The 24,455-nt window shown below is 43.1% G+C and carries 19 protein-coding genes; all 19 read left to right on the forward strand.

The window, feature by feature from the left end; all coding sequences use genetic code 11:
- Positions 1-12 precede the first annotated feature (12 nt).
- The 19 genes from RT084_RS06410 to RT084_RS06500 all read left to right on the forward strand — a co-directional run bounded on the left by RT084_RS06410 (position 13) and on the right by RT084_RS06500 (position 24,430).
- Entirely contained in the window at positions 13-357 is a 345-nt protein-coding gene (locus RT084_RS06410; protein ID WP_313098335.1) for a hypothetical protein, read from the forward strand.
- Between the two features lie 180 nt (positions 358-537).
- Positions 538-738 carry a hypothetical protein gene (locus RT084_RS06415; protein WP_313098338.1) on the forward strand — a complete coding sequence of 67 codons (201 nt, stop codon included), beginning with the start codon at positions 538-540 and terminating at the stop codon, positions 736-738.
- A gap of 9 nt (positions 739-747) precedes the next feature.
- On the forward strand, positions 748-1,644 hold the full coding sequence (locus RT084_RS06420; protein ID WP_313098341.1) for a hypothetical protein: 897 nt from the start codon (positions 748-750) through the stop codon (positions 1,642-1,644).
- A complete protein-coding gene (locus RT084_RS06425) occupies positions 1,641-2,174 on the forward strand; it encodes a hypothetical protein (RefSeq protein WP_313098344.1) in 534 nt (177 codons plus the stop codon). Before RT084_RS06420 ends, RT084_RS06425 begins: the two co-directional genes overlap by 4 nt.
- A gap of 8 nt (positions 2,175-2,182) precedes the next feature.
- Complete coding sequence (locus RT084_RS06430) at positions 2,183-3,820, forward strand: hypothetical protein (RefSeq protein ID WP_313098348.1); 1,638 nt, start codon at positions 2,183-2,185, stop codon at positions 3,818-3,820.
- Entirely contained in the window at positions 3,807-4,535 is a 729-nt protein-coding gene (locus tag RT084_RS06435; protein WP_313098352.1) for a hypothetical protein, read from the forward strand. Before RT084_RS06430 ends, RT084_RS06435 begins: the two co-directional genes overlap by 14 nt.
- A gap of 78 nt (positions 4,536-4,613) precedes the next feature.
- The gene (locus tag RT084_RS06440) at positions 4,614-7,406 is read left to right on the forward strand and encodes a defense against restriction DarA-related protein (protein ID WP_313098356.1); all 2,793 of its coding nucleotides are present in this window, start codon (positions 4,614-4,616) and stop codon (positions 7,404-7,406) included.
- Between the two features lies 1 nt (position 7,407).
- On the forward strand, positions 7,408-9,078 hold the full coding sequence (locus RT084_RS06445) for a hypothetical protein (RefSeq protein WP_313098359.1): 1,671 nt from the start codon (positions 7,408-7,410) through the stop codon (positions 9,076-9,078).
- Complete coding sequence (locus tag RT084_RS06450) at positions 9,079-9,954, forward strand: hypothetical protein (protein ID WP_313098362.1); 876 nt, start codon at positions 9,079-9,081, stop codon at positions 9,952-9,954.
- 76 nt (positions 9,955-10,030) lie between these two features.
- Positions 10,031-10,825, forward strand: a complete 795-nt coding sequence (locus RT084_RS06455) for a hypothetical protein (RefSeq protein WP_313098367.1) — start codon at positions 10,031-10,033, stop codon at positions 10,823-10,825.
- Between the two features lie 10 nt (positions 10,826-10,835).
- Positions 10,836-10,973 carry a hypothetical protein gene (locus RT084_RS06460; protein ID WP_313098370.1) on the forward strand — a complete coding sequence of 46 codons (138 nt, stop codon included), beginning with the start codon at positions 10,836-10,838 and terminating at the stop codon, positions 10,971-10,973.
- 12 nt (positions 10,974-10,985) lie between these two features.
- The gene (locus RT084_RS06465) at positions 10,986-11,513 is read left to right on the forward strand and encodes a hypothetical protein (protein WP_313098372.1); all 528 of its coding nucleotides are present in this window, start codon (positions 10,986-10,988) and stop codon (positions 11,511-11,513) included.
- Positions 11,510-11,968 carry a hypothetical protein gene (locus tag RT084_RS06470; protein WP_313098375.1) on the forward strand — a complete coding sequence of 153 codons (459 nt, stop codon included), beginning with the start codon at positions 11,510-11,512 and terminating at the stop codon, positions 11,966-11,968. The genes RT084_RS06465 and RT084_RS06470 overlap by 4 nt, the downstream gene beginning before the upstream one ends.
- A complete protein-coding gene (locus RT084_RS06475; RefSeq protein WP_313098379.1) occupies positions 11,952-12,395 on the forward strand; it encodes a lysozyme in 444 nt (147 codons plus the stop codon). Before RT084_RS06470 ends, RT084_RS06475 begins: the two co-directional genes overlap by 17 nt.
- A 73-nt stretch (positions 12,396-12,468) precedes the next feature.
- A complete protein-coding gene (locus tag RT084_RS06480; RefSeq protein ID WP_313098382.1) occupies positions 12,469-14,739 on the forward strand; it encodes an LPD1 domain-containing protein in 2,271 nt (756 codons plus the stop codon).
- 73 nt (positions 14,740-14,812) lie between these two features.
- Positions 14,813-21,727 carry an NUDIX domain-containing protein gene (locus RT084_RS06485; RefSeq protein WP_313098385.1) on the forward strand — a complete coding sequence of 2,305 codons (6,915 nt, stop codon included), beginning with the start codon at positions 14,813-14,815 and terminating at the stop codon, positions 21,725-21,727.
- Positions 21,727-22,149, forward strand: a complete 423-nt coding sequence (locus RT084_RS06490) for a hypothetical protein (RefSeq protein WP_313098388.1) — start codon at positions 21,727-21,729, stop codon at positions 22,147-22,149. The genes RT084_RS06485 and RT084_RS06490 overlap by 1 nt, the downstream gene beginning before the upstream one ends.
- Before the next feature lie 713 nt (positions 22,150-22,862).
- Positions 22,863-23,981 carry a polysaccharide biosynthesis/export family protein gene (locus tag RT084_RS06495; RefSeq protein WP_313098391.1) on the forward strand — a complete coding sequence of 373 codons (1,119 nt, stop codon included), beginning with the start codon at positions 22,863-22,865 and terminating at the stop codon, positions 23,979-23,981.
- Positions 23,982-23,998: 17 nt separating this feature from the next.
- Positions 23,999-24,430: a low molecular weight protein-tyrosine-phosphatase gene (locus RT084_RS06500; RefSeq protein WP_313098394.1), complete on the forward strand. Its 432-nt coding sequence runs from the start codon at positions 23,999-24,001 to the stop codon at positions 24,428-24,430.
- The last annotated feature ends 25 nt before the right edge of the window (positions 24,431-24,455 follow it).

Here is a 24,455-nt window from a genome sequence, read left to right on the forward strand (position 1 = left end):
AGGGTGGGAATTATGAGCAAAAAAAGACCGTTTAAAAGACCAGAGCTTACTTTGAATCAAGTAAACCAATTATTTACCATCAAAGAGGTAGTATTCACTGAAATTGCAGACACTATCATACATTGTCTTATTGTTCTTGAACATGATAATCATGTTAGTGGTGAATCTGACTATGGTTCACTTATCAAAAAAGTTATGAATTCTAAAAAAATTAGCGAGCCCGATGTATGGAAGCATCGTTATGAATGTAAAGAGTTTGCAAAACAAAATGCTTTTGAAAAAGCATTTGTAAAACTGACTGAGTATCACAAAAACAGAGTTTTTAAAGCCGTTACGGGTAAAAACCTTTCCAAGTAATAAGGTGATTAGAAATGATAAATCTAAATAAAGATAAGCAAAAAACCCATGAAGAATCCGAAAGTGATGAAGGCTACATAAAATTTGAATTCAACCTAAGCATTGACTTTAATTTCATTGCGTTGATGTTACTTGCAGGTTTTATTTTTTGGATTAAACATCAATAGAAGGGTGAAAGCTATGAATTTTGTAAGAATAGAAAACCACATGATTAATCTTGACAAGGTTGAAAGAATATCAAAATCTTGCGACAGCGCGCCATTTCAAATCGTTGTTAAATTCTTTAATAATCCAAATCAAGTAGCAATACCACTAGAATCCAAAGAAATAGCTGAAAATTCTTTTGAATTGATTGCGCACAAAATAGCACAGGGTAAATAGGTTTCTTCAATGCTTATCTACCTAGACAATAACCAACAAATAAGCGGAAGTGATTTACTATCCGCTATTTTGCGTTATGACCTGGTGCCGATACCGGTCACTTTAGAATTAACGGTCAACGCTACCGATATGCTCAAAAATGAACTGGTGGTTGGTAAAAGCCTATTGTTGGCCAATGGTGTCGAGCTTGCTATCGTCAAGGTGCAGGCTTTTAATAACAACGCCATCAAAGAAGGCAAGCGACTAGGCGCGCTGGCAGTGATTGCAGTGATAGCGGGATGCGAGCCGCTATTAGCCGTTACCAAAAAAGCCACCATTCGAGACGGCGTTAATTTAAGCGAAATTTATCGCAGTCTTGGGGCAAAGGCGCGGTTTCTAAGCGATATTAAAATCAATCGTTTTGTATGCCTAAAAGGACAGATGCCGACCAAAGCAATCGCCTTGGCGCTACAAAAAGAATCAGCCGTCATTGTGTACGATAGCGAGCTACGCGGATTTACGGTAAGGCGGATTAATGAGCTTGTTAATCAGCAAAACCCAACGCTATATGACCCATCACAGGTGCAGTGGCTTAGCAATCCTAGTATGGTTGCCAGATTAAATACCAACTTTTTGTCTATCGATAGCAATGGCAGCGACGTACTCGGTGAAGTCACGAGCGGCAAAAAAGTAAACTACATCCCAAGGGTGGATAACCGCGAACTAAATAACCTTAAACGCATTTTGGTGACGCGCGGCATTATCACCCGTCCTATTGATGAACGACTGCAAGCGGGTAAGGCGGTATTAGTGAATGGCACGCAGTATGTGGTACTTACTAGCGCCATTCGTTTTGATACGGGTGCCTTGGGTGGTAGTGCAGTGACCGCAACCAAAGCATGGCTTGCAAACATGGTGGAAAAATGAACCCTTATCTTCATCCAGCCAAGCTTATCAGCTACAACCAAACTGACCGCACCGCGCAGATCAGCATAAAAGGCTTAACCGATGGCGAGCCTGACGGATTAACCGCAATGCTTGCTTATCCCATTGGGGATGATGACCTCGACACCGAGCGCGAGCTAAACCCTGGTGCGGATGTTTGGGTGTTTTTTGAAGCGGGTGACATGGCATCACCCGTCATTGCTTTTTATCGCAGTCATGGCGAAGGGCGCGCTATCACCGATGTGAGGCGCATTAGGCAGAAAAATATTGAGCTTTTAGCACGCTCGACTATCACGATTGACGCAAAAAACCTTGTCGATGTTAGAGCGGATAAAATCCGCTTAGAGGCTAGTAATATTGAGTTTATTGGTGACATTGCCCACACCGGCAACCAATCCACACAAGGCTCAGTAACCGCATCGGTTGACGTGAAAGCGGGTAGTGTATCATTAAGCAAACACACTCATGGCGGCGTTGTGGGTGGCAATAGCAGCACCAGACAGCCTAACTAGGAAAAAAAATGAACCTTGGAAAATTTTTAGCCAATACTTTAATCACTCGCCGAGAAGATGCGCGACAAGAAACATTGCCAAATATTCATCGTGATGTCGATGAACGCTACGACGCATTAACGCAATTTGAGCTTGGTACTTACGCCACCAAAGAAACCGCCAGACGCACCCGCAAAGAAATTTATACGCTATGGGAAACCATGCAACAAGACCCGCAGGTAGGCGAGGCGCTGGGATTGCAAGTAACCGCCGCTTTAGGTGGTCATGAAACAAATGGCGATGTGATATTTATTACCCCACATGAACGGGTGCGCGGCAAAGGTAGTCGAGCCAAAGCGTTACGCGAAAAAGTAGAGCGCGAAGCCAAATTGATTACGCCTATGTTGAATGAAAACGCCTTTATGCTGTCTAGGCAAGCGATTGGTTATGGTGATAGTTATGCCCGCATTTATACCTACAAGCGCGATGGTGTGGTTGACTTGATGAATAGCGAGCATACCGCACCGCCATTAATTCAGTCGTTTGAGCAAGGTGGGCGCACTATTGGCTTTTTTTGCTTGGAAATGGATAACTGGACTAAGGTTGTCTCAAAACTAACACCAAACGAATTGCTACGCATGAAAATGCCTAGAATCATCCCAGTGCCGCAGATACCAATGGCTGAATGGCTTAAAACCATGATGCTAGAATACGACATTCAGACCGATATGCCGATTGTGCCATCCGCGGTAGGCGGTTCTTTTTTGTATCAAGTCGAAGAACCCTGGAAAAAGGTTATGCAAAATCTATTGGCGATGAATAATCAGCAAATTGCCGATAGCGTCAAGCAAACCTTTTTGACGGTAAACATGGAAGGGATGCCACCTAATCAGCAAAAAAAATACAAGCAAGGCTTGGTTAAGATGCTGCAAGGCTATCGAGACAGAGTAAAAGCGGCATTTGATGGTGGCGAGGAAATCTATGCCACCAATTACCATATTGTACCAACCTGGGGTGATAAACAAACCATCAATAGCCTTGGTGACTTAGGCGGTGGCCGTCAATCGCCATTGAACACAGAAGTTTTGATGATTAACCTTAGACGCCTAGCGGGTGGCTTGGGAACCGACTTATCGCTCATAGGCTGGGCGGATATGCTGGCGGGTGGGCTTGGTGATGGCGCGGCATTTCATACGTCCGCACAAATAATGCGTCGCTCGACATGGATTCGCCAATCGCTTATTGATAGCTATAACAAGCTCATGGCGCAGCATTGGGCAATTAAGTATAACGAGTATTTTAAGGATGGCGAATATCCTTGGCAGTTTGATTTCTACAGCGACCAAAGCGCAGCAGCTACCGAGGCATTAACCAATAAACAAACTCGTCTTAACACCACCATGATAAAGGCGCAGACCTTGCAGTTGTTGCGTGACCTTGGGTTTAGTGAAGCAACATTGCAAACCATGATAGAAAAAGACATGGGTGAAGATTTTGATACCGCGAAAAAAATTGCAAACGACCTGGTAAAAACCAGGGAAACAGCCGCAAGTGATGAGCATGGGGGCGGCCAAGGCGCTGAACCTACTGACAGCCAACCTAGAGACGAGCCAAACGATAGCCCAGATGATAGCATTTACATGGGAGATGACGATGAAAATTATTAACCATCGTGTAAATCCGCTTGAGGTGGCTGGGCAGGCGTACTCATCCTATCAGCGTAATTTGGATAACCTACTGAGTGACACTAGCAACCTTCAGTTAAACCTACAGCGCACCATATCGGGCAAAAAAGCGGTATTGACACCGCAATCAAACTTGCTTGAGCCCAGTGCGCTATTAACCATGCGCGAAGCTTACAATAACCTGTATAGCTATGGGGCAATTAAGCAATGCCATTATGCCGTATTTGCCAATGATATTTTTGGGATTCAGCAACGTGCAGGCGTGGTGATTCCTTGGTTCGCTCAAGCCTTCCCTATGTCATGGTTGGCCACTGAGGTTGACTACTCGATAGGTAGCGCTGAGAGCGAGAGCTTTCAAGCAGGCAGCCACCAGTTTAATTATTTGACCCAACAAAGCAGTGATACCATTGACGTGACGTTTATCGAAACTAACGGCGGTCATATCGCAAAATCAGCCAAGCTATGCAAAGACATCGCTATGCCAATCGATGGCACAGTCAAAGAGCCTTACCATTATACTTTTGCGCTATTTGTTATGGTGTTTGGTGGCACCCGCGACCTAAGAAACCCAACGCTTAAAGCAAGTTATCTTGCAGCTGTCAAAGAAGGTAGTATCAATTTATCGTCAACTGGGCGCAGCGAGATAGCCAAGACACAAGTAACCTTTCAGAAAATCCGGCCATTTTCTTTCAAGTGATTTTAGTGGAACACCCACCAATCACCTGACTATATTACCGCAAAATAGGCATATTACTGATATCAAGGATATATGCCCATGCAATACTACCGCAAACTACAATCAGCCCATAGCAATCAAACCCTAACCATGCTCGATGGTGCCCAAACGCAGCGTTATGGGCGTCTTGAACGTGGTGTCATCCAGGGCGATTGCCGCAACATGCAAGTAATTATTGCCGATGAAAAAGGCTTTGATGGCTTGGGTTTTGATGCCACTATCGGCAGCCAAGACGATAGCTATGCAGTCGTTAACTTATTTGATAGCGTTAATCGCTATATTGACTCGGTGGCTATTGCTGGGGCAGATGATGCTGACCACGCCATCCATTTAGCATTAAGCCAATTTGACTACTTAGAGCCTGCGTATGCCACCTTGGTTGCTAATGAGGGTGACGGTAGCTTTGAGCCATCATTTGATAGCTTGTGTTGGGAGTCCGACACCATTGGCAAATTAATGAATAACCGCAGCCAAGACCGCGGCCATTACTTACCAATCATCACCCAAAAAATGCTAGTTACTGAAAAAAACCGCGTTACTCATAACGATGTTTTATGGGATGGGGTGAACCTGGTATCGCATGAGGGTGATTACTCACGCCTATTGGTGGATATCCAAAAAAATGACAGTCACCATGAATTGACCGCGCAGTTTGACATGGCGGGTTTTTTGGCGAATTTAGACGTAACCGAACTTGGGCTTGATGCCTTGATGGACACCAATAACCGCCTTGACCTGATGAAAGAGCGTTTATTTCGCGCATTGGCCAAACAGTCGGTAGATGGCTTGAGCGTAACGGATGCCGTCCTTACCAAGCCATTTAAAAAAGCAGGCATGGCTAACGTGGCAATGCAGTTTAATTTATCCGATGGTCAAACATTTACCATTTTGTTTCATAATCCTGATGCAGACCCCAAAAAACTGAGCCCGCAAGACACAATGGTATCTTGGAAATGGATGCTCAACAAACGCGATATCACTGCCGCTGTATCACCAAAAAACGGTGAAAACGTGCAACTAGCACCTTTGGCCACCCGCATGATGAAAGTTGCCAAGGCTAACAGCAAGCGCTTTGCCGCTGCTCAAAGTAAAAAGGCGCAAAATCAGCAAGCATTGACGGATGCCCAAAAAGAAGTGGATGATAAAAAAGCCAAGCTTGATACTATCAATGCCCATATCGCTGAGCTTCAAGGTGAGCTTGAGAAAGTTAGCAGCGCAGATGATGGCAATACTGAACAAGCCACAACCACAACGGCTGACTTGACCGCCAGACAACAAGCAGCGGCTATGGAAAAATTTAACGAAGCCAAGTCAATCTTGCTTGATAACGGCTGGCGTCAGTTTAATAAAAATTCGCTAGGTGTTGAATATCCCTACTATGCCAACGGCACAGAAGGCAGGATTATTACCGCATACCCACAAGATGACGGCCATGCCACTGTTAAAGTAATAGCAGGCTTGAATGATGATGAAACTGAAAACGTCATTGGGCACGTCATGTCGGATATGGCTAAGGATGCTCAAGACTTAGCGCAACAACTCAATAATTTGGTTAAAAATTGGGTGTTGGATAACGGGCATAGCTTGCATCCTATTATCGAACAAGAAGAAAAATTAGCTCAAACAGATAAACCGCTATCTGAGCCCACCGAGCCAACGCCAAAGCCACAATCAACTGCCCCAACTTCTGAGCTTTCACCCGAAGAACGCAAGCTAAACAAGCTGATTAAAGAACGGGATATGATGAAAGATATTAATAAAATCACCCGCATGAAAATTAGCGATGATGAAAAAATTGCAAAAATCATGGAATTTGGCATAAAGCAAGATACCGCACGCACACTGGCCACAGGTGAAGGCACTTGGGATAAACGACAAGGATTCGCGCCGTATGAGCTTACCAGTATCAATAACCGCATCAAAACACTGCAAGCCAAGGTCGATGCCATGAAAAAAGCGGATGAAATTAACAACAGTCTGGGCGGTGAAGATATGGTATTAGCTGGCGTCTCTATTATCCTAAATAAAGAAGCCGATAGAATCCAGTTAGACTTCCCAAGCAAGCCAAGCCGCGATGTTATTGCCATCTTAAAAAAGAATGGCTGGAAATGGTCGCCTAGCAACCAAGTATGGCAACGCCAACTCACTGAAAACGCCATGAGAAACGCGCGTACAATGGTGGAAGCGTATGCCGATGATGAAGGAATTGATATGGAAGATGAAACCAATACAACGCCAACGCAGGCAGCCCCTCAAACCCCACCAGAGCCAGAAGGCGGTGATGTGAGTAAGTTAACGCAACTTGATGAAACCACAAGACAACGATTAAAACAAGCATTTACGAATGGTGGCTTAAAGGTAAGCGCATTGACCGATGAAGCGGCTGCGCTTATGGCGTTAGTAATTGACCGCGCAAACGGAACTATTACCGAAAAAGATTTAGGTAACTTGTTTGGCTCAACCAATCGGTTGTTTGATGGAAAGCCGTTGAATGATTATTATCTTAAAGGCGATTATGCTTTAAGCCAACCTATTATTGATGGGTATAACAAGGTGTTGAGTGAGCTTGATAACATCAATAGCGCCGAAATCCCAAATTATATCTTTGTAAATGCAAAAAATGCCAAAGTTAGTATTATTGCCGATACCAACCCAGATGCCGATTACCTTCAAACGGTTATCGATGGCAGTATTGGGCTTAGCACTGACAACATGAAGCAAGTAATCACTGAGATTAAGCGCATTGCTAAGGCTGGCGCGGTGGATAAAGACCTGCTTAACCAGGCAATCGAAGCTTATCAAACATTCGCATTATCAGTGAAGGTGGCCTAACATGGATGCATTGGAAAAATTAGACCTACTCGAAGAACATGCCGACCTTGTGACTCAGTTGCAAGGCGGTAGTATTGATGCGTTAGACAAGCTGGATATGCTTGAGCGATTGGCCGAAATTATCGCATTGCTGGGTGGTGCTAGTGATACGCCAAGCGCTGAAGATGACGAACCAAGCGACTTGACCGCAGCATTCGCCAAATATGGCCAGATTAATGATTTCAATGAACAAAAATTTAAGGCCTTTTTAGATAGTAACCCGACTTTTGGCAATGTAACGTCAGGGATTCAGCATTCGTTTCATTTTAGCAGCAAAGAAAACTTTTTGCGCTTATTTGTGCTGTTTTCTTTGGGCAAAGTGGGCAAAATGTATCGTGAAATCTGGCGGTTTAGCGACCCTCAGCGCAAAGTTGGCTTAAAAGAAAAGGTAAACGCGATTTCTTTTGCGACCCAGGTTGAGCTTAATGGAATATTTAGTAAAGGCGGCCATGCTACCGGCTTGAAAATCCAGCAGCGCCGCGGCTATTATGCTATTGATTTTTACACCGATAAAAACAAAGCCGATAAGCCAGATACTAAAATCTTTAATGCCAAGGATTATATCGGTAACGATGGTGAGACTGGCGATAACGGCGCTCAACTGACCTATGAACAGTTGGTAGCAAAAACCACGTCATTTTTGATTAAAAAATTAAACTACACTCAAAATGTAAGCGATGATGACAGCCTGTTTACCCCGATTCAGCCTGGCGAAAATAGCAAATCAAGCGCCTATGGTGACGCGATAATCTCATTTTTAGCCGGTGAGGTGATATTATTTGACGTCAAAGAAAAGGACTATAACAAACCTGTAGTATTGGCCAATACTGATGACTACGATACGCCAGAGGCATTAGCCACGGCGATACATAATGGCTGGGTGGCTTGGATTGAGCGAACCTATGGCAATCGGCAAATTTACAGTAACCATGTTGTTAATAACACCAAATCACCGAAAGGTTTTTCGCTTGAGATACGACAAGCCGTTGAAACCTTTATGGATGCTGATGGCGATAGCGACCTAGCTTTTAGTCACCAACGCGGCTATCAGTCGGCTGATGAAGTTGGATTATCACCGATATTTAATGAAAAAACTATTGCATTTGTGCGTGCGCTAAAAGTGATAGATGATATTGCTACAGCTAATGACTATAACATTATCTATGGTGATTTCAGCCAAACATTGCAGCCATCGATATTTGATAGTGCAAACATCGAAGGGGATTACGGTATTATTGCCCAAATTGGTACCGCGGGTAAGATTGCCCGTGTGGGGATTGATAAAAACGGCAATATTACCGTATATCCAGGCGCGAGCGGCGCTACTGTGGGTAATGATTCAACGCTCAACTATACCGCTAAATGGGCGGTATATAAGGCTATTAGCCAAGCATTGGTTGAAGACACTACCAATAAACGTGACGAACCACAAACACCAGAGCCAACCGAGCTTGAGAGGCTATTAGATGACTTACGCAATGAGGTTATTGCTGTAGATGATATCGACCTAGACCACTTGGCAGCGTTGGCGGATAATAGCAGTGAAAACGAGGCATTAAACCAAATTCGCAATATCTTAGATATGGAATTGGTAGCAAAATGGCTGCAGCAACTTGATAACATGGCGGCGTAAATGGCAAGCACCATCATAGAGCATGACACCAATGGTCAGGGTATCGATGCAGAAGTAACCAAAACCGCGCCGAGGGATAACATTCAGCTTACCTCACTTGGCATGACTTCGCTTGAGGGCGAAAATAAGCTAAACAAGCATTTATTGGCTTATATTCGCCTATTCGAGCCCACCGCCGAAGACCCATTTCAAGTATGCGTTTTACTTGAAGATGCGGAATTTGCGCTTGAAAATCAATACTCAACGCCTTTTGAAAATTCCAACCCAGAAGGGCGTATGCCTAATCTCATGGGTATGATTCAAAGCGGCCAGATGGCAGTTGGTATGGCTGATATTATGGACGCACAGCCCGCCGAGGGCAGTGTTGTTTCAGCCTTAATATCCACTGTGGCCAAAGCGGGCTCAACAGTTGCCGAAGCCATAGGAATGAAAGAGGGCGCTATAGAAACGCTTGAGAGCTTAAAAGGCCGCAGCACGTTCACCAAGCTAAATAGTCAGCAAATTTACACCTCATCCAACAGTGTAAAAATTAGCGCTACCTTGGTGTTAAGCGCCTGGCGAAACGCCCATTTGGAAGTTGAGCGAGCCTTGCAAAAACTGCAAGAATGGACGGCTTCAAAATATCTATACGATAGTACGCTTATCGCCAACGTGATAGAAAATGGCGCGACTGGCTTATTCGCCTCAGAGATACCGCCTACCGTCAGTTTGACGTATGGCGGTAAAACCTATGAGCCTTTAGTGATTGAGAGCCTATCTGCGCCAATAACCGCGCCAATGACCGCCGACGGTAGTCGCATTGCGGTTAAATGCCAGGTTTCTTTCTCATCGGAAAAAGCATGGGATAAGAGCGATGTTATAAAACTCTATGGCTAAAACTTTTGGGAACAGCTACCAGTAAGCGCTCAGTTATGCATCAAACTATCCTCATGTTACCCATGGGGATTTTTTTATGTTCAATATCGAACCAATCGCTTTATTAAACACCCAAGTTGTTTTATCTGAAAACAGCATGGAAAACATCATGGAAACCGCTAGGATTCCAGAGGAGTTAAACGAGTCACGCTTGTCTAGTTTAATCAACTTTATTGGCAATGACCCTTTACTGGCGGGCAGGCTTACTGTCCAAGAGCGCTATTACCTTCTGCTTAATTATTTTATTTTATCAAACAGCCCATTTAGCAGTACTGGCGATTGCAGCGAGTATTTTTTATCAACCGATATCGCATCGGTGCCTAATCAAGTCCAGATGCAGACCGCTTATATCACTCATCTATATGGCAATCACGCGGTATTGCTCGAAAAACAATGCGAAAACGCTTATGACTGGCTATGTGGCCAAATGGCCTTGCAGTGTTTTGGGGATTTAAGCTTTTTGCTTGACCATAACAATGAAGACAAGTCGCTATGGGTGTGGGAAAAAGTTACCGCTACAGACCAACAGGCGCTATCGGATGCAATCAATCATCGATACGGGCTTATTAAAAAACTCACGCCTGATGAATTTACCCGGCTAACCAATATGTTTTATGAAGGTTGCGACCAATTAGCGCACTTTGTAGAGCTAAGCTTAGACAACAAGGGCATCGCCTTGGTTAACCAAGAAGGTGATACGGGTGACGGTGCTAACCGTAACGCCCGATTTTGTGCCTTTGATAATTTATCAGAAGTCATCAAAAACCTTGCTCGATGTGTTATGGAAGGATGTAATCAATCTGATGGAACACGGCAAAATGAGCATGAGTGAAGCACTTAAAATGAACGTATCACATTTTTATGAATATCAAACAACTGAGGCTATCACGTTAAGACAAGCGCAAATGGAACATAAAAGCAAATCATTAACGGCGATACTTCAGCGCCTAGACCAATTAGCCATGCTGATGTCTGGGTAAAAGGAATTTACTATGCCGCATAATGTCATAGCCATTAAAGCTGCTATGGTGTCGATAGTCGGTAGCACAGGTGGTATCGTGCTATCCGCTGCATCCGCCATAGCGATAACCGAGCAATTAAACATTGCTCAACCTTTCATGCATTTGCTAATCCCTACTTGGCTTGGGTATGCAATCGCTATTTTACTATCCTTGATTGGCGCTATTGCGTCACAGTTTACCGATACCATCCAGCAGTCGGTCATGGGTCGAGTTAAAAACTTCTTTATGGGTTTTTTGCTGGGCATTATCGGCGCGTTTGTGATACTGCCAAACTTCACCACCAAAGCACCCACCATGGAACTGATGTTTGTGACATCACTGGCGTTTGCCTTTAGTGGCACCGTGTTGCTACATAATATTTCTGTTATTTTGCATAGCGATATGCTCAAAGATGGGATGATGAACGCGGCGGGTGAAGCGGGTGGTATTGTCAAAAATCGATTCTTTAAAGCATTAAAAGTGTTTTTTGGTATGGACGATAAAGGGGGCGATTCGTGATGGATTTTACCAATATCGACTATGTGTTAAGTATCAATAGGCTAACGCCCATTGTTGCAATATTTTTGACGTTAATTGCGCTTTTTAGCAGAAGATACATCACGAGAGACTGTGTATCGTCAAGCATACTGCATCTAACAATCATTTTTTGGGTGATGCTTGTCTGGGCGGACTGGGGCAGCTCAGTATTTCACCCATCAAAACAAACAGTGGTAGCGCGCTGTTTAATGGTAGTTATTTTATGGCTCACGGTACTACTCATCAAAAACTACTCAAAAATATTTAGACGCCTAAAAAAATCACTCAATGATGCCCTCGCAAAATTTGACGCATTAACCAAGCTATACGAGCAATTAAAGTCAGACAATCAAGCATTGTCTGATGAAAATAAGCAGCTGAAAAAATTACTTCACGAAGAAATCATCCAAGGGGGATGTCATGAAAACAAGCAGTAAAGGAAAGGCGATTATCAAGCAATATGAAGGCTTTAGAGCAAAGCCTTATCTGTGCCCAGCAGGTGTGCCAACTATCGGCTATGGTGCGACATACTACACCGATGGGCGCAAAGTGACGCTAAAAGATGCACCGATTAGCGAAGCGGATGCAGATAAGCTACTCGATAAAATGCTTGTCAAGTACGAAGATGCGGTGAACCGCTATGTGCAAGTGCCAATTACCCAAAACCAGTTTGATGCGCTAGTCTCATTTTGCTATAACTTGGGTCAAGAAGCCTTGCGAAAAAGCACACTACTCAAAAAGTTAAACAACAAAGACTACAAGGGTGCAGCTGACGCCTTTTTAAACTGGGTATATGCAAGTGGCAAAAAACTGCAAGGTTTGGTCAATCGCCGCACCGATGAGCGCAAGTTGTTTTTATCCTAGGAACAATCACCAAAGATTGGTTCGCCATCATGCCAAACTATGCCTATCATTCAATCGAATATAGGCATTTTTTATGAGCACAATTTCTGACATCAAATTACTTTTGGCAGGCTTACCCGCGCAGACCAATAAGCGCTACTTTTCGCAATTAGCTGAAATCAAAACAATGATGCAAAACTTAGCGACTCAGCCGTCAGCGCCCACCAAAGAAGATATTGATTTTACCACCAAGCGCATCAAAAAATTGGCGCAAAGCGGGGCTGGGGTTCGCGTCACTGATATTGACTGGGATGCCTTGGAATTCAATGAAAGCATCGCCGAAAAAACCATTACCAAAGCAAACATCATGGGTAATTTTGATTTTGAAACCATGCGTGATAATGACGTTGACCCAAATGTTGGCTATGTCATCCAAAAAATATTAAATACCGTGGCAAGCAAGCCTTATTGGGATATCGCAGGGTACTTGGGCACTTGCAAAACTACTGGCCTATCCAATGACAGCATTGCCTCATGCCAACAAGCCGTCCACCAAAAATACAGCACGTCCGAGCAAGTAAAAATGGCGAGAAAAGCCTATGTTTTAGGTGTCGAGTCGCTAAAATCTAGGCTTGAAAATAAAACGAAGGTGATGGATGTTTACGAGGAGTTAATGGAAATTGGCCGCGAAATGAATGGCCTAATGTATGCCAGTGAAGACTATAAAAAACTGAATGATATAACCCAGCAGATAAATGATAAATTTGAGGTAATTAAAAGCCTAGGACGGCAGCTTGAGACCGAAACGCATAGTGCTATTGGATGGAAAAATATAGTCTTCGAAGACAGAAAGTGCTACGGCGTTAGGCTCACTCACAGTACTATTTGTACAGTTTCGTTCGCCTGCCTTGTATCACTTTTATGTTTCTGTGACTATAGAAGCGAAACCCTGGCATACCTTCAAGAAAAATACCCACAGCGCCAAATTGTCGGTAGCGGCTACTTTATCGCCGATAAGTCCATCGTGGATGAATACAACCAATTAATTGAACAAAGCAATCAGCTTAAAGCCACTCGCTTTATGGAAAGCCTTGAAAATAACCCTTCAAAACTTGCTTGGATTAGCCTTGGTGAGAAGTTTTGGGCGATTGCGGGCAATACGTCGCGTCCTTTCGTCAAAGAGGTCAACGAGGCGCTCAGAAAAAAATACAGTGATTGGGGATTAGTCATACCCAAAGAAATGATTGACCCAAAGACAGGCAAGACCAAGTTAATAACCAAGTCAACTTTTGAGGTTCAAGTCGCTGACACGATAGAGCGCATTAGCGACAAGCAAGTGACCATTCAATCGCAAGATGACTTAATCAATATGTTTGGCTTGCGTGATGTCGGGGCGGGCAGTTGGTCAAACAAGAAAAAGGATGAGCTGCAGTGGCACATGCAAAAATGTGGTGAAGCCATGGTCGATTTAGGCGATATCATCGGCATAGACCCAAAACTATTGGGTTTTGATGGCCGGTTAATGCTGACGTTTGGTGTCGGTGATAGAAAAAATGTAAGGGCGCACTACGCTTCTTCTACCAAAACCATAAATATGTCAAAAATGAAAGGCGGTGGTAGTTTTGGCCATGAGTGGTGGCACGCGATTGATAATATTTTAGTAAGCATTTTGAATAAAAAAGAGATGAACACCCGCGATTTTTTATCATCGACCCCGCAATTAGCTGGAAACAATGACCGATTAGTCGATGCATTTCGTTTCTTGAATGTGGTACTTACTCAGACCAGCAACAGCCAACCATTGGCCGTAAAAATACTTGACGCGCATGTCAAAGAAGCGATTAATGCTTTTGAGAACCCAGACGCAAACAATCCTTATGCAAAAACGGTGATTGGTTTTGGTAATCAAGAAGATGCGTTGACTTACCTAGGCGAGCAGGAAAAAGAAGCAACAGGTTATCAGTCGCTTCTGCAAATTCAAACTTGGAAACAATACGTCGTTTTATATTACAACCAGGATAAAATTGGTCAAACCGTTACATTGCCGATTGGTTATGGTATGTCGCAATTTAGGGCAAATGCCATCAAGCTCGATGGCGGTAAGGTTAAATATTGGGCATCGGTGCATGAATTAGCTGCAAGAGCGTTTGCCCATTACCTGGATAAAAAACTCATCGATAAAGGCCAAAAAAGCGGGTATTTGACCTATGCAACAACTGGTGATGCGTTCCCTTCTGGCAAGGAATCCGAGCGCATCATGAAGGCTTTTGATAATATTTTTAACATCATCCGAGAGGAAAAAATCCTTGAAAATGCGGTAGCTGATAAAGCGCTGATGGATAGCATTTTTGGTTTCTCAGTGTAGGAACACTGCTAAATAAAGCCATTTAGTAATGCCACAATAAGCCTATTAATCCCTCATTGATAGGCTTATTTTTATGGATATCTCACAAGTTAAAAAACTCATTGAAAACCTACATTCACTGCCAAACGGTAAATATTTTAGGGCGCTTGCTGAAATCAAAACAGTGATGGCACAAAAAGCGGTGACTACCGAGCAACCAAAAACCTATGGCGATGTGATTGTCATCAATGAATCCAACGAGATTTTGTTGGTTCAGCGCAATGCCAATGATGATTTTATGCCGAATAAATGGTGGATGCCAGGCGGTAAAATCGAACAGGGCGAGAGTAATGCAGCAGGTGCAGCGCGTGAATTATCAGAAGAAGCGGGTATTCATGCAAACCCATCCGACCTGGTATTTGTTGAAAGCAAAAACCTAGATAACGGCGGCACCTCTTATCGTTTTTCTTTATCCGTCAAAGATGACGTTACTATCAAATTACAAGCCCAAGAGCTGCAAAATCATACATGGGTCAGCCGAGGGGATTTATACCGCTATGACCTTTTAGGCAGTGATATCGACCTAAAACAGTTAATTGATAAGGCGCTTAACCCAGAGCCACCCAAAACAGCCACAACCGAAATATTTAACCGCCAGGGCGTTAAGCCTACCAACCGTAACGGCAATGTCGATGTCAGAGCGCGCCAAAAAGCCAATGACGAAGCAATAGCGCTGCTTAATAAAATCCAAAACGAAGGCTTGACCCGCGATGACCTGACAACAGAGCAGCTCGAAACGCTTGCCAAATATACCGGCAACGGCGGTGGCGTGGTCAATCACGAGGGCAAAAAAGGCAGCCAATACGAATACTATACCCCCATCGAACTAGCCAGCAGCATGTGGGATTTAGCCAAAGAATTAGGCTTTAATGGCGGCACGGTGCTAGACCCAAGCGCGGGCACGGGCGTATTCACTGCCACCTCACCCCAAAATGCGATTGTTGATAGCGTGGAACTCGATGAAGTGTCTGGTGGCATTGCCAAAGTCTTAAATGACGGCACACGCAGTCATACCGTGGTTTCGCCATTTGAAAAAGAAGCAGGCCGCATTGCCGATAATAGCGTTGATATGGTGATTACCAATGTGCCGTTTGGTCAAAATAGTGACCGCGGGGCAAACAAGATGCTTGATAAAGCCTATCAAAATGAAAGCCTAGAGAATTACTTTATTTTGCGTTCACTTGAAAAGCTTAAACATGGCGGATTGGCAGTATTTGTCACGCCGACCAATATCGTATCTGGGAAACAGCAATCTAATATCAAGTTGCGCCAAAAAGCGAGCCTAAAAGCCGAGTTTTTAGGCGCATATCGCTTGCCAAATAGTATGTTTGACGAGACAGGTGCGGATGTGGTGACGGATGTTATCGCCTTTCGCAAATACAGCGAAGATGCTACCGCCACTATCAATGATTTATATGACAATGGCAGTATCGATACGCTCACGAGCGCGGGCGTGTTGTTTGATGATTTTATCAGTGGCAAATACTTTTTAACCGAGGGGAAACGCTTTGTATTGGGCGAAATCCAAGAGGTCACAAACAAATATGGTGGGCTGACTGAAAAAGTATTCACCACCAAATCTAATGCCGATATTGCCAAAATGCTGCGTAAATTCGGTGATAGTCGCATTAACTGGGATTTACTAAACGCATCCGAGCCCACACTCATCGAGTACAAAAACGGCGATGTTGTTTTTCAAAACGGTAAGCAGCTGACGTACCAAGATGGGGTGTGGGTAGAAACCGAAACCGAAGTCACCGATACAGACCGTCAAATGCAAGACCTTTTGGCAAACATGAAGGACGCCTACACGGTAGCAGTCAATAATGTGACTTGGGATGATGTCATCAAGGTGTTGGCATACAGCCAAAACACAGGGCAGCGCGGACTCATTCCATACAGCCTTGAAGACTTAATTACCAGCGCAAGAAAACAGGTGGGCAATGAATCGGTAGCATGGCAAGTATTAACGACTGCCAAGGCTATCGATAAGGCGTTTGATTACAGTGGCTATGGGTATGATTATGTGGCCAATGAACCAAAGCTTACCCAGGCTATGAAAAACGCCTTCTTGGATGGTAAAAATAGCAATCTTGTGGGCGATGCCAAACAAGCGCATAAATATATCGCCATGCACTACAACAAGGGCAGCTATAGTACGGCATGGCGCGGCGAGGTTGATAATGAGATTGGCGAGGTGGAATTGGTCAATTATCAAGATAAAATCGCCAAAATGCAGTACGAAAATAAAAGCCTATATATCACCCGCGAGCAATTTAATAGCGTTCACTCAGATATCGACCCATTAAAAAATGATGATTGGTTCGTCAAAGCCAATGGCGATGTCATTCACGCCAATGATTTTTTGGTTGGCAAGCTGTCTGACCGCTTATCTGATATCGACAAAGAAATCGAGAAGGCAACCGACGGTTCTGTCAAAGCCAAGCTTATCAAGCAAAAAACACTTGCCCGCGATGCCATCATTAAAACCAATGTCCGCGCTATTGATTATAGCTTGCGTAGTCCATTGATTGATGCTGAAACCAAAGTTAAGTTTTTACAAACACAGCCAGATATCGGCAGTGCGGCCAAAGTATCGTTTGATGAAAATGGACGGCCTATAGCGGATATCGATATCAAAAATCCCAAGTATGACAAACAAAAACTCCTTAATAGGTTCGGTGATTGGCTCAACAAAGGCACGGTTACACTGGGCGGTATCAGTATAGGCTTGGATGAGAGAGAAGCGCTAGAGTGGCTATCTGACCGTATTAACACAGCCAATGTCGAGTTTGAAACATGGCTTAAAGCCAATGATAAGATTATGGACGCGCTCGATGAGCGTATCAACGGTGATGAAAATCTGTATTTTTCACAAAACAGCGATGAAAGGGCGGTAGAAATCGCAGGCATGAATCCAGCATTAAATCTACATGGCTATCAAAACGCTTTTGTGCGCTCACAAGGGCGGTTTTTTGGCGGCATTAATGGGTTTGGGGTTGGACTGGGTAAAACATTCACCGCACTGGCCAGCGTTCAGCACGTTCAAAATATTGGGGCAAAAAAGAAAACGATTTTTGTGGTGCCTAACAGCGTATTGTCAAATTGGCGCAAAGAAGCCAAACACGCATATACCAGTATGGATGACTGTTTGTTTATCGGCTTGCGTGAGAAAGGCGATAGCTTCCGTGTGTTCTCTAATCTTTATGATGAAGACTTGACCCAAGCCATTGATAAGCAATATCGCAAAATATTTATGACCTATGAAGCGTTTAAACGCATCCGATTAAAAGATGATACGCTTGAATCGTATGCCGATTATTTGCAGAAAACCGATAGCGGCTATGCAGCCAGCGAAAGCAAGAAAAAGGATGAGAAAAACAAGGGGAACCTTGCAGGCGAGATTGAAAAGGTAGTGCGTGAAAGCAATGCGCCATACTTAGAAGATATGAGCGTTGATAGTATCGTTGTGGATGAAGCGCACGCCTTTAAAAACTCAATCACTGCACCTGAAACCGAAAAAGGCATTAAATATCTATCCACGCCCAGTACGTCGATAAGGGGCGATGATGCCCAGGCTAAAATGTGGTATGTGCGTGATTTATCGGCCAACAAGGATGGCGTTCAGCTGCTCACTGCAACACCTATTACCAATAGCCCGCTAGAGATATACTCAATGCTATGTTTAACAGCAGGGCGCGAGCAGGTTAATGCCATGTGTGGCAATATCCGCGGGGCTGATGACTTCTTAAAAGTCATGTGTAATATTGCAGAGGAAACAGTACCAACCATTGACGGGCGCGCGCGCTCACAAAACGTATTCATTGGCATCCAAAATGGCAATATGCTAAGAACGTCTATCAATCAAATTGCTACTGTCAAAGACGCTAAGGACGTCGGTATGAGCGTGGTTATCCCAAGCCGCGATGAAACAGCCACCAAGGTTACGTTAAACAAACACACGGTAGCAGAGCTCGTTAAGATGCAAAAAGCTTACCGTATCGCGCGGTTGCTTGCCAAAGATAAAGTCAGTGATGCCAAAGCTGAAATGCTACTCGACCCAACGCTTGAACCCGCCTACAATGAAATTAAAGAAAAATTTGGTGAAGAAGATGCATTACTAGGGCACCCATTCAACCTTATCCGCAAAATGGATGTCATGATTGCTGATGATGATTTTGGCAGTTTTGCAACCTTCTATGACTTTGACCCAGCGCAGGCCGATTTAGCGCAGAAAGCAGTTGATTTATTCACCAAGAAGAAAATAAGAGAAGAACGAACCAAGCTAAGCGAATTTACCAACCCAGATAACGCGGCTGAAATCCACAAGAAGGACGGCGATAGCTATATTTTGACGGGTTATAAAATCACTGTAGAGGCTAGTATTGTTTATCGTGATGGTCGTGACCGCATTGTGATTGATACCATGGATTCAATCAACCAATCGGTTTTTGAAAGCATCGCCGATAATCTTGGCTTAAAACTAAATGTGACGGTATCTGCTAAAGTAGCTGCTATGCTCGACAACTTCAAGCAAGAATTAGCGAACCCACGCGGCGTAAAAAATGATGGCACCAACAGCCGTGTTGTAAAACAGATTATTTTCTGTGACCATTTATTTCTTCACAATAAAATCAAGCGTCTATTGACTGAGCAATGCGGCATTAGCGCTGAAAAAATTGTAGTCATTACAGGCCAAGTTAACAACGAACCCGATGCGATTATTGACATCCAGGAAGGCTTTAATGGGTTTGATGAAGATAACCGCTACCAGGTCATTATTGCCAATAAAAAAGCTGAGGTGGGCATTAATTTACAGCGTGGCACGCAAGCCATTCACCACCTTACAACGGGTTGGACGCCTGACAGCTTAGAGCAGCGCAATGGGCGTGGCGCTCGCCAAGGAAACCTAACAGGAACCGTGAGTATCTATCATTATGATGCCGATGGTACGTTTGATGAGTTTAAACGCACTATGATTAACAAAAAAGATGAATGGATTAGCAATGTTTTATCGGGCGAAGGTAAAAATAAAATTGCGGTATCTGGCGGTATATCTCAATCAGAGCAAGATGCGCTTATTCGCACGATGGGCGATACTAAAGCAATGGCAGAGTATCAAGCCAAAAAAGATGAGTTGGAAAAACAAGAACGCCTTGCTAAAGCCAAAAAACAGCAATCAATCAATATTGGCATCATCCAGGCGCAGTTTGACGTTTTGCAATATGCCAAGGTTGAAAATGGCTATACCGCGGATGTCAAAAACGTGGTTAATATCATCCGCGAAAATATCAGTAATTACAAAGCTGCTAATGATAGTAAAAAAACGATTGCTACCCGCGAAAAGTATCAGACAAAATACCAGGCGAACAAGGATAGCGCACTGACCATCTTGCAGCGCATTATCGACTCGGTTAGCTACCAAACCAAGGTATGGAATCACATTACCAACAAGTCGGTTGAAGGGGATTTAATCGACATCACCAAGACAGCGGAAGATATCTACCAAGCGATTAAGGCTGATGCTAAAGACTTCCCACCAAATAAAATGGATGACCGTTGGAATGGCTGGGTATCTAAATTCCAAAGCGCGGTTATCAGCAACAGCAGTGCAGAAGTCGTTATAAAAAAAGACAGCGCCTATCAAGCGGATTTTGACGAAAAACTAAATACCGCCAAAAACCTAATCAGGGTCGCTAAAAACGCCGTGAATGAAGTCGGTAGCGAGTATGGTGGCATGGTACTACCGGATGATGCTGACCAGAAAATGATAGATGGCAAGGCTAAAATTGAAGACGGTGATTATATCGAGGTGGGCGCGATTGTCATCGACAATGATAACGATGGCGTTTATGGCGTTATAGATAAAGAGTTGGATTATTCCTATAAGCCAAGCTACACCGATAAAATTTATAGCGTTTCTTTTAGGAACCAAGGTGGCAAAAAACAAGTATTGCTATCCACCCATCCAGATTATCTGGCAGGGGTCAAGGCGTTGGCGAAGATTGAAGATGCGCTTTACGCAACAGGCGTTCTCAGAAAAGGCGAAACGGGTAAATTTAGCGCGGTTATCCCGATGGTGGCTGAGTACCGAGACGATAATATTACTGTTAGATACGACATCAAGCCTAAGTTTAATGTACCTCATCATGAGCTGGTTAATGGCACGTTCCCTTATGTTTTGCCAGTCTCTATTTTGCGACTAGATACAGACTTAACCAAGGCGCTTCTCGATACTTACAAAAAAGATGGGGTCAATATCAATCTTGATGAGGAGTGGTTTAATATCGATGATGATAGCGCGGTTGTTGTTAGAAATAACGGCAAGCAGCTCAACCTATATACGCCAATAACCGACTTTATCGAGAGCAATAATATATCGGTTGATAAAAAAGACATTGATGTCATTGATATCAGTGTCGTTAATAGATTCGTCAAAAAACCAGAAGGCTTTTTGGTTACGGTTCGTGATGCGTTAAATGCACTGCCAGATGATTTTTCTAGCGATGATATTTCAGCGCTTTCAAGCAAGCTGTATAATGACTATGTAAAACCCGATAGCGGTATTTTAGATGGCTTGTCGGATGCCCAAAAAGATATCTTGTCTTATAACGCATTAAGAATAGGTACGAGCAGCAATACAGACGTTGATAGCTTTGATTTTTGGTTTTATCTCAACGATAACGCCAAAAAATATAAAGCCAAAAAAGCAGAAACAGGTAGTCTGCAGCCTGGTGATACCGTTGCTGTAACAGGCGACACTAAAAAATGGAAACAAGAAATCAAAGACTATGCCAGCAAGCATGGTGCGTCAATCAATCGAAGCACCCGCAAATACTTGTGGGATGGCAATAACTCACAATGGCTTGTGTCTTATCAGGCTTATGCCAAGCTAGTTGAAGACTACCCATCCGCGGGTAATGACTTACAAATTAAAAAGGTGGCTTAATGGAATATTTATTCGACAAAGACGAAATCCAACAAAAAGTAGCTGAGTTATCAGCTACTTTAGATGGCGGTGAAAATATGGATGCGTTTGTTGCCCAGGCAGCAGGCGTGATTTACAATCGACTCAAAGACAATATCCAACACTACCGCCAGTATGGGGTTTATTGGTGGGCTTTAAAGGATGTTTTGCGACGCCAGGATTATAACATGGGTGATGAGACTGATGCTGACATCGAGCGCCAGTACAAAGGGGATAATGACGCGCAAACACTCGTCATGGCCGATACTTTCTACCTAAAAGAGTCCGCGACGCACAGCATTGATAACATGGATTGGACGATTGATAAAGAAAGGGATTATCGATTATTTGATGAAGACATGGAAATGCGGGCATCCATCACCGACACAATTTTAGATTACTAAAAATCAAGCAAATATAAAAAATAAAAAAACCTAGCTTCATGCTAGGTTTTTTTATGGGACGTTTTTGCTTTTTTGATATTCAAATTGATATGAAAATTAGACTGGTTGACCCACCATGAACACGCGGTATCAAGGCAGACCCATGTGAAAAAATTGCGATTATTTTGATACTAAAACCATAATTTGATATTCCTTTGATACGATTGATATATTGATGGGTAGTGGGTAACTTGCGCTGGGCTGCTGTGGATAATTAAGTTAAAACCATGCTAATATACGCAGACTAAATATATATAGCAGTAATTTTTACAGTAAATTATTTTGTAATTTTTGGTATCGGCTTTAATTTCAAGGCTTTATTATGGTAGTTACAGTCCGACCACTGGTACCAAATTAAAGCTCCTAATTACAGGGGCTTTTTTTTTAAACTAAAATTGCTGTATAAAAGAATGATTAAGGTATTATTTTTAATTGTTTATCAAGTAAATCTATAATGCTATAATGGATTAAATATTATTGAAATTAAGAGTTAACGCTTTTCTCAATAGTTAATATTATAAACTGATAGGTCATGATGGCTATATCACTTACTTAAATTTACAAAATTTACAAGCGTGTAGCATTAAACTTTTATTACAATTACGCACTATTATTGGTTTACTGTTAGATTTTGCCTTTTATCCTACGAGCCTTTTATCTTACGAGATTGTCACATGTTAGCAAAGCTTATAAAATTATCTCCTATCATTTTTGCACTTTCGTTTGCTGGATGTAGCTCTAAAACAGCGATTATTAGCGGTATGAATGTTGGTAAATTGCCTGAATCAACAGTACCCGATCAACCCGTGTCATTTGTAGCAGATAATGGCATTCGTTTTAATGTAACCGAATTAACGGCAAATAACATTCCAGTACCTAATCTATTAGGGCAGAGAACACTCTCATTTCCGCCTGTCTCAAAATCCGCTGCAACCTATAGTGCAATTGCAAAAGGCGATGTGATTGAAATATTCTTACCAGGATACCCTGAAATCACGCAAGGTGTTCAATCGGGAGGTAATAGTATTTATGCGAGTGGCTACCTAGTCGACCAAAGCGGTTTTTTGCAGTTTCCCATGATAGGGCGAGTGAAAGCTGAAGGTTTAACAGTTTCACAACTCACCAGCCACCTAGCAAGCCGTTTATCTCGTTATCTTAAACACCCAGATCCGCAAGTACGGGTCATTTCCTATCGGGGGCATAAGTTCTATGTCGATGGCCAGGTAAAATCGCCTGGACAGTATGATATCGCTGATCAGCCAGTCAATCTGTATACAGCAATCAGTATGGCAGGCGGTACTACTAATACCTCAGATACCGACAATATTCAGCTGATACGCGACGGTAGCATCTACAACTTTGGTTTTAAATCACTGCAAAATGCCGGGTACTCGCCAAATTCGCTATATTTGAGAAATGGCGATACCATCAAAGTTGGTGATATTACCAATCATAAAGTCACGGTAATGGGTGAGTTTACCAAACCCAGTCCTATCCAAATTCCTGAGAATGGATTAAGTTTGATTGGTGCGATTGGGGAAGCCAATGGTATGGTGCCCACCTCTGCAAATGCTAAAAAGGTATACGTATTAAGAGAAAATAGTTACCAAAACGAGTCAAATATTTATCATATTGATTTAACTTCTATTACAAATTTTTCAGTTGCAAATCGATTTAAAATGCAGCCGGGTGATGTCGTGTATGTAGACCCAACAGGTCTGACACGTTGGAATCGTGTAATCAGTCAAATCTTACCATTCTCTTCAATTACAAATATTGCTAGAAGCTTTTAACCGCATGGAAATTAACGATGTCATTTAAAAAAATTTTAGTGGTATGCGTCGGTAATATCTGCCGTAGTCCTATCGGTGAAGCGCTATTACAGCAGCAGCATCCTAATTTGACTGTAAAATCAGCGGGATTAAGTGCATTAGTGGGCGAAGGGGCTGATGAAAAAGCCATTCAAGTGATGGATGAATGGAATATTGATATTCGTAGTCATCGCGCCCAGCAGCTTACCCAAGAATTGATGCAAGCCTTTGATTTAGTACTGTGTATGTCCAAAGATCAAGAGAGTTGGATGAAACAAAATTACTCAAGCCAACGTGGCAAAGTATATCGGATTGGTCATTGGATAAATGAAAATGTAGCCGATCCTTATAAACTACCTATTGAGAAATTTTATGAAAGCCGCGAATTGCTCAATAAAGCCGTAGAAAGTTGGAAGGATAAATTAGCGTAAATTTTGACGCTAGCGAGTTTTTCGA

The organism is Moraxella sp. CTOTU48717 (genome assembly GCF_032057165.1).
GTDB classification, from domain to species: domain Bacteria; phylum Pseudomonadota; class Gammaproteobacteria; order Pseudomonadales; family Moraxellaceae; genus Faucicola; species Faucicola tetraodonis.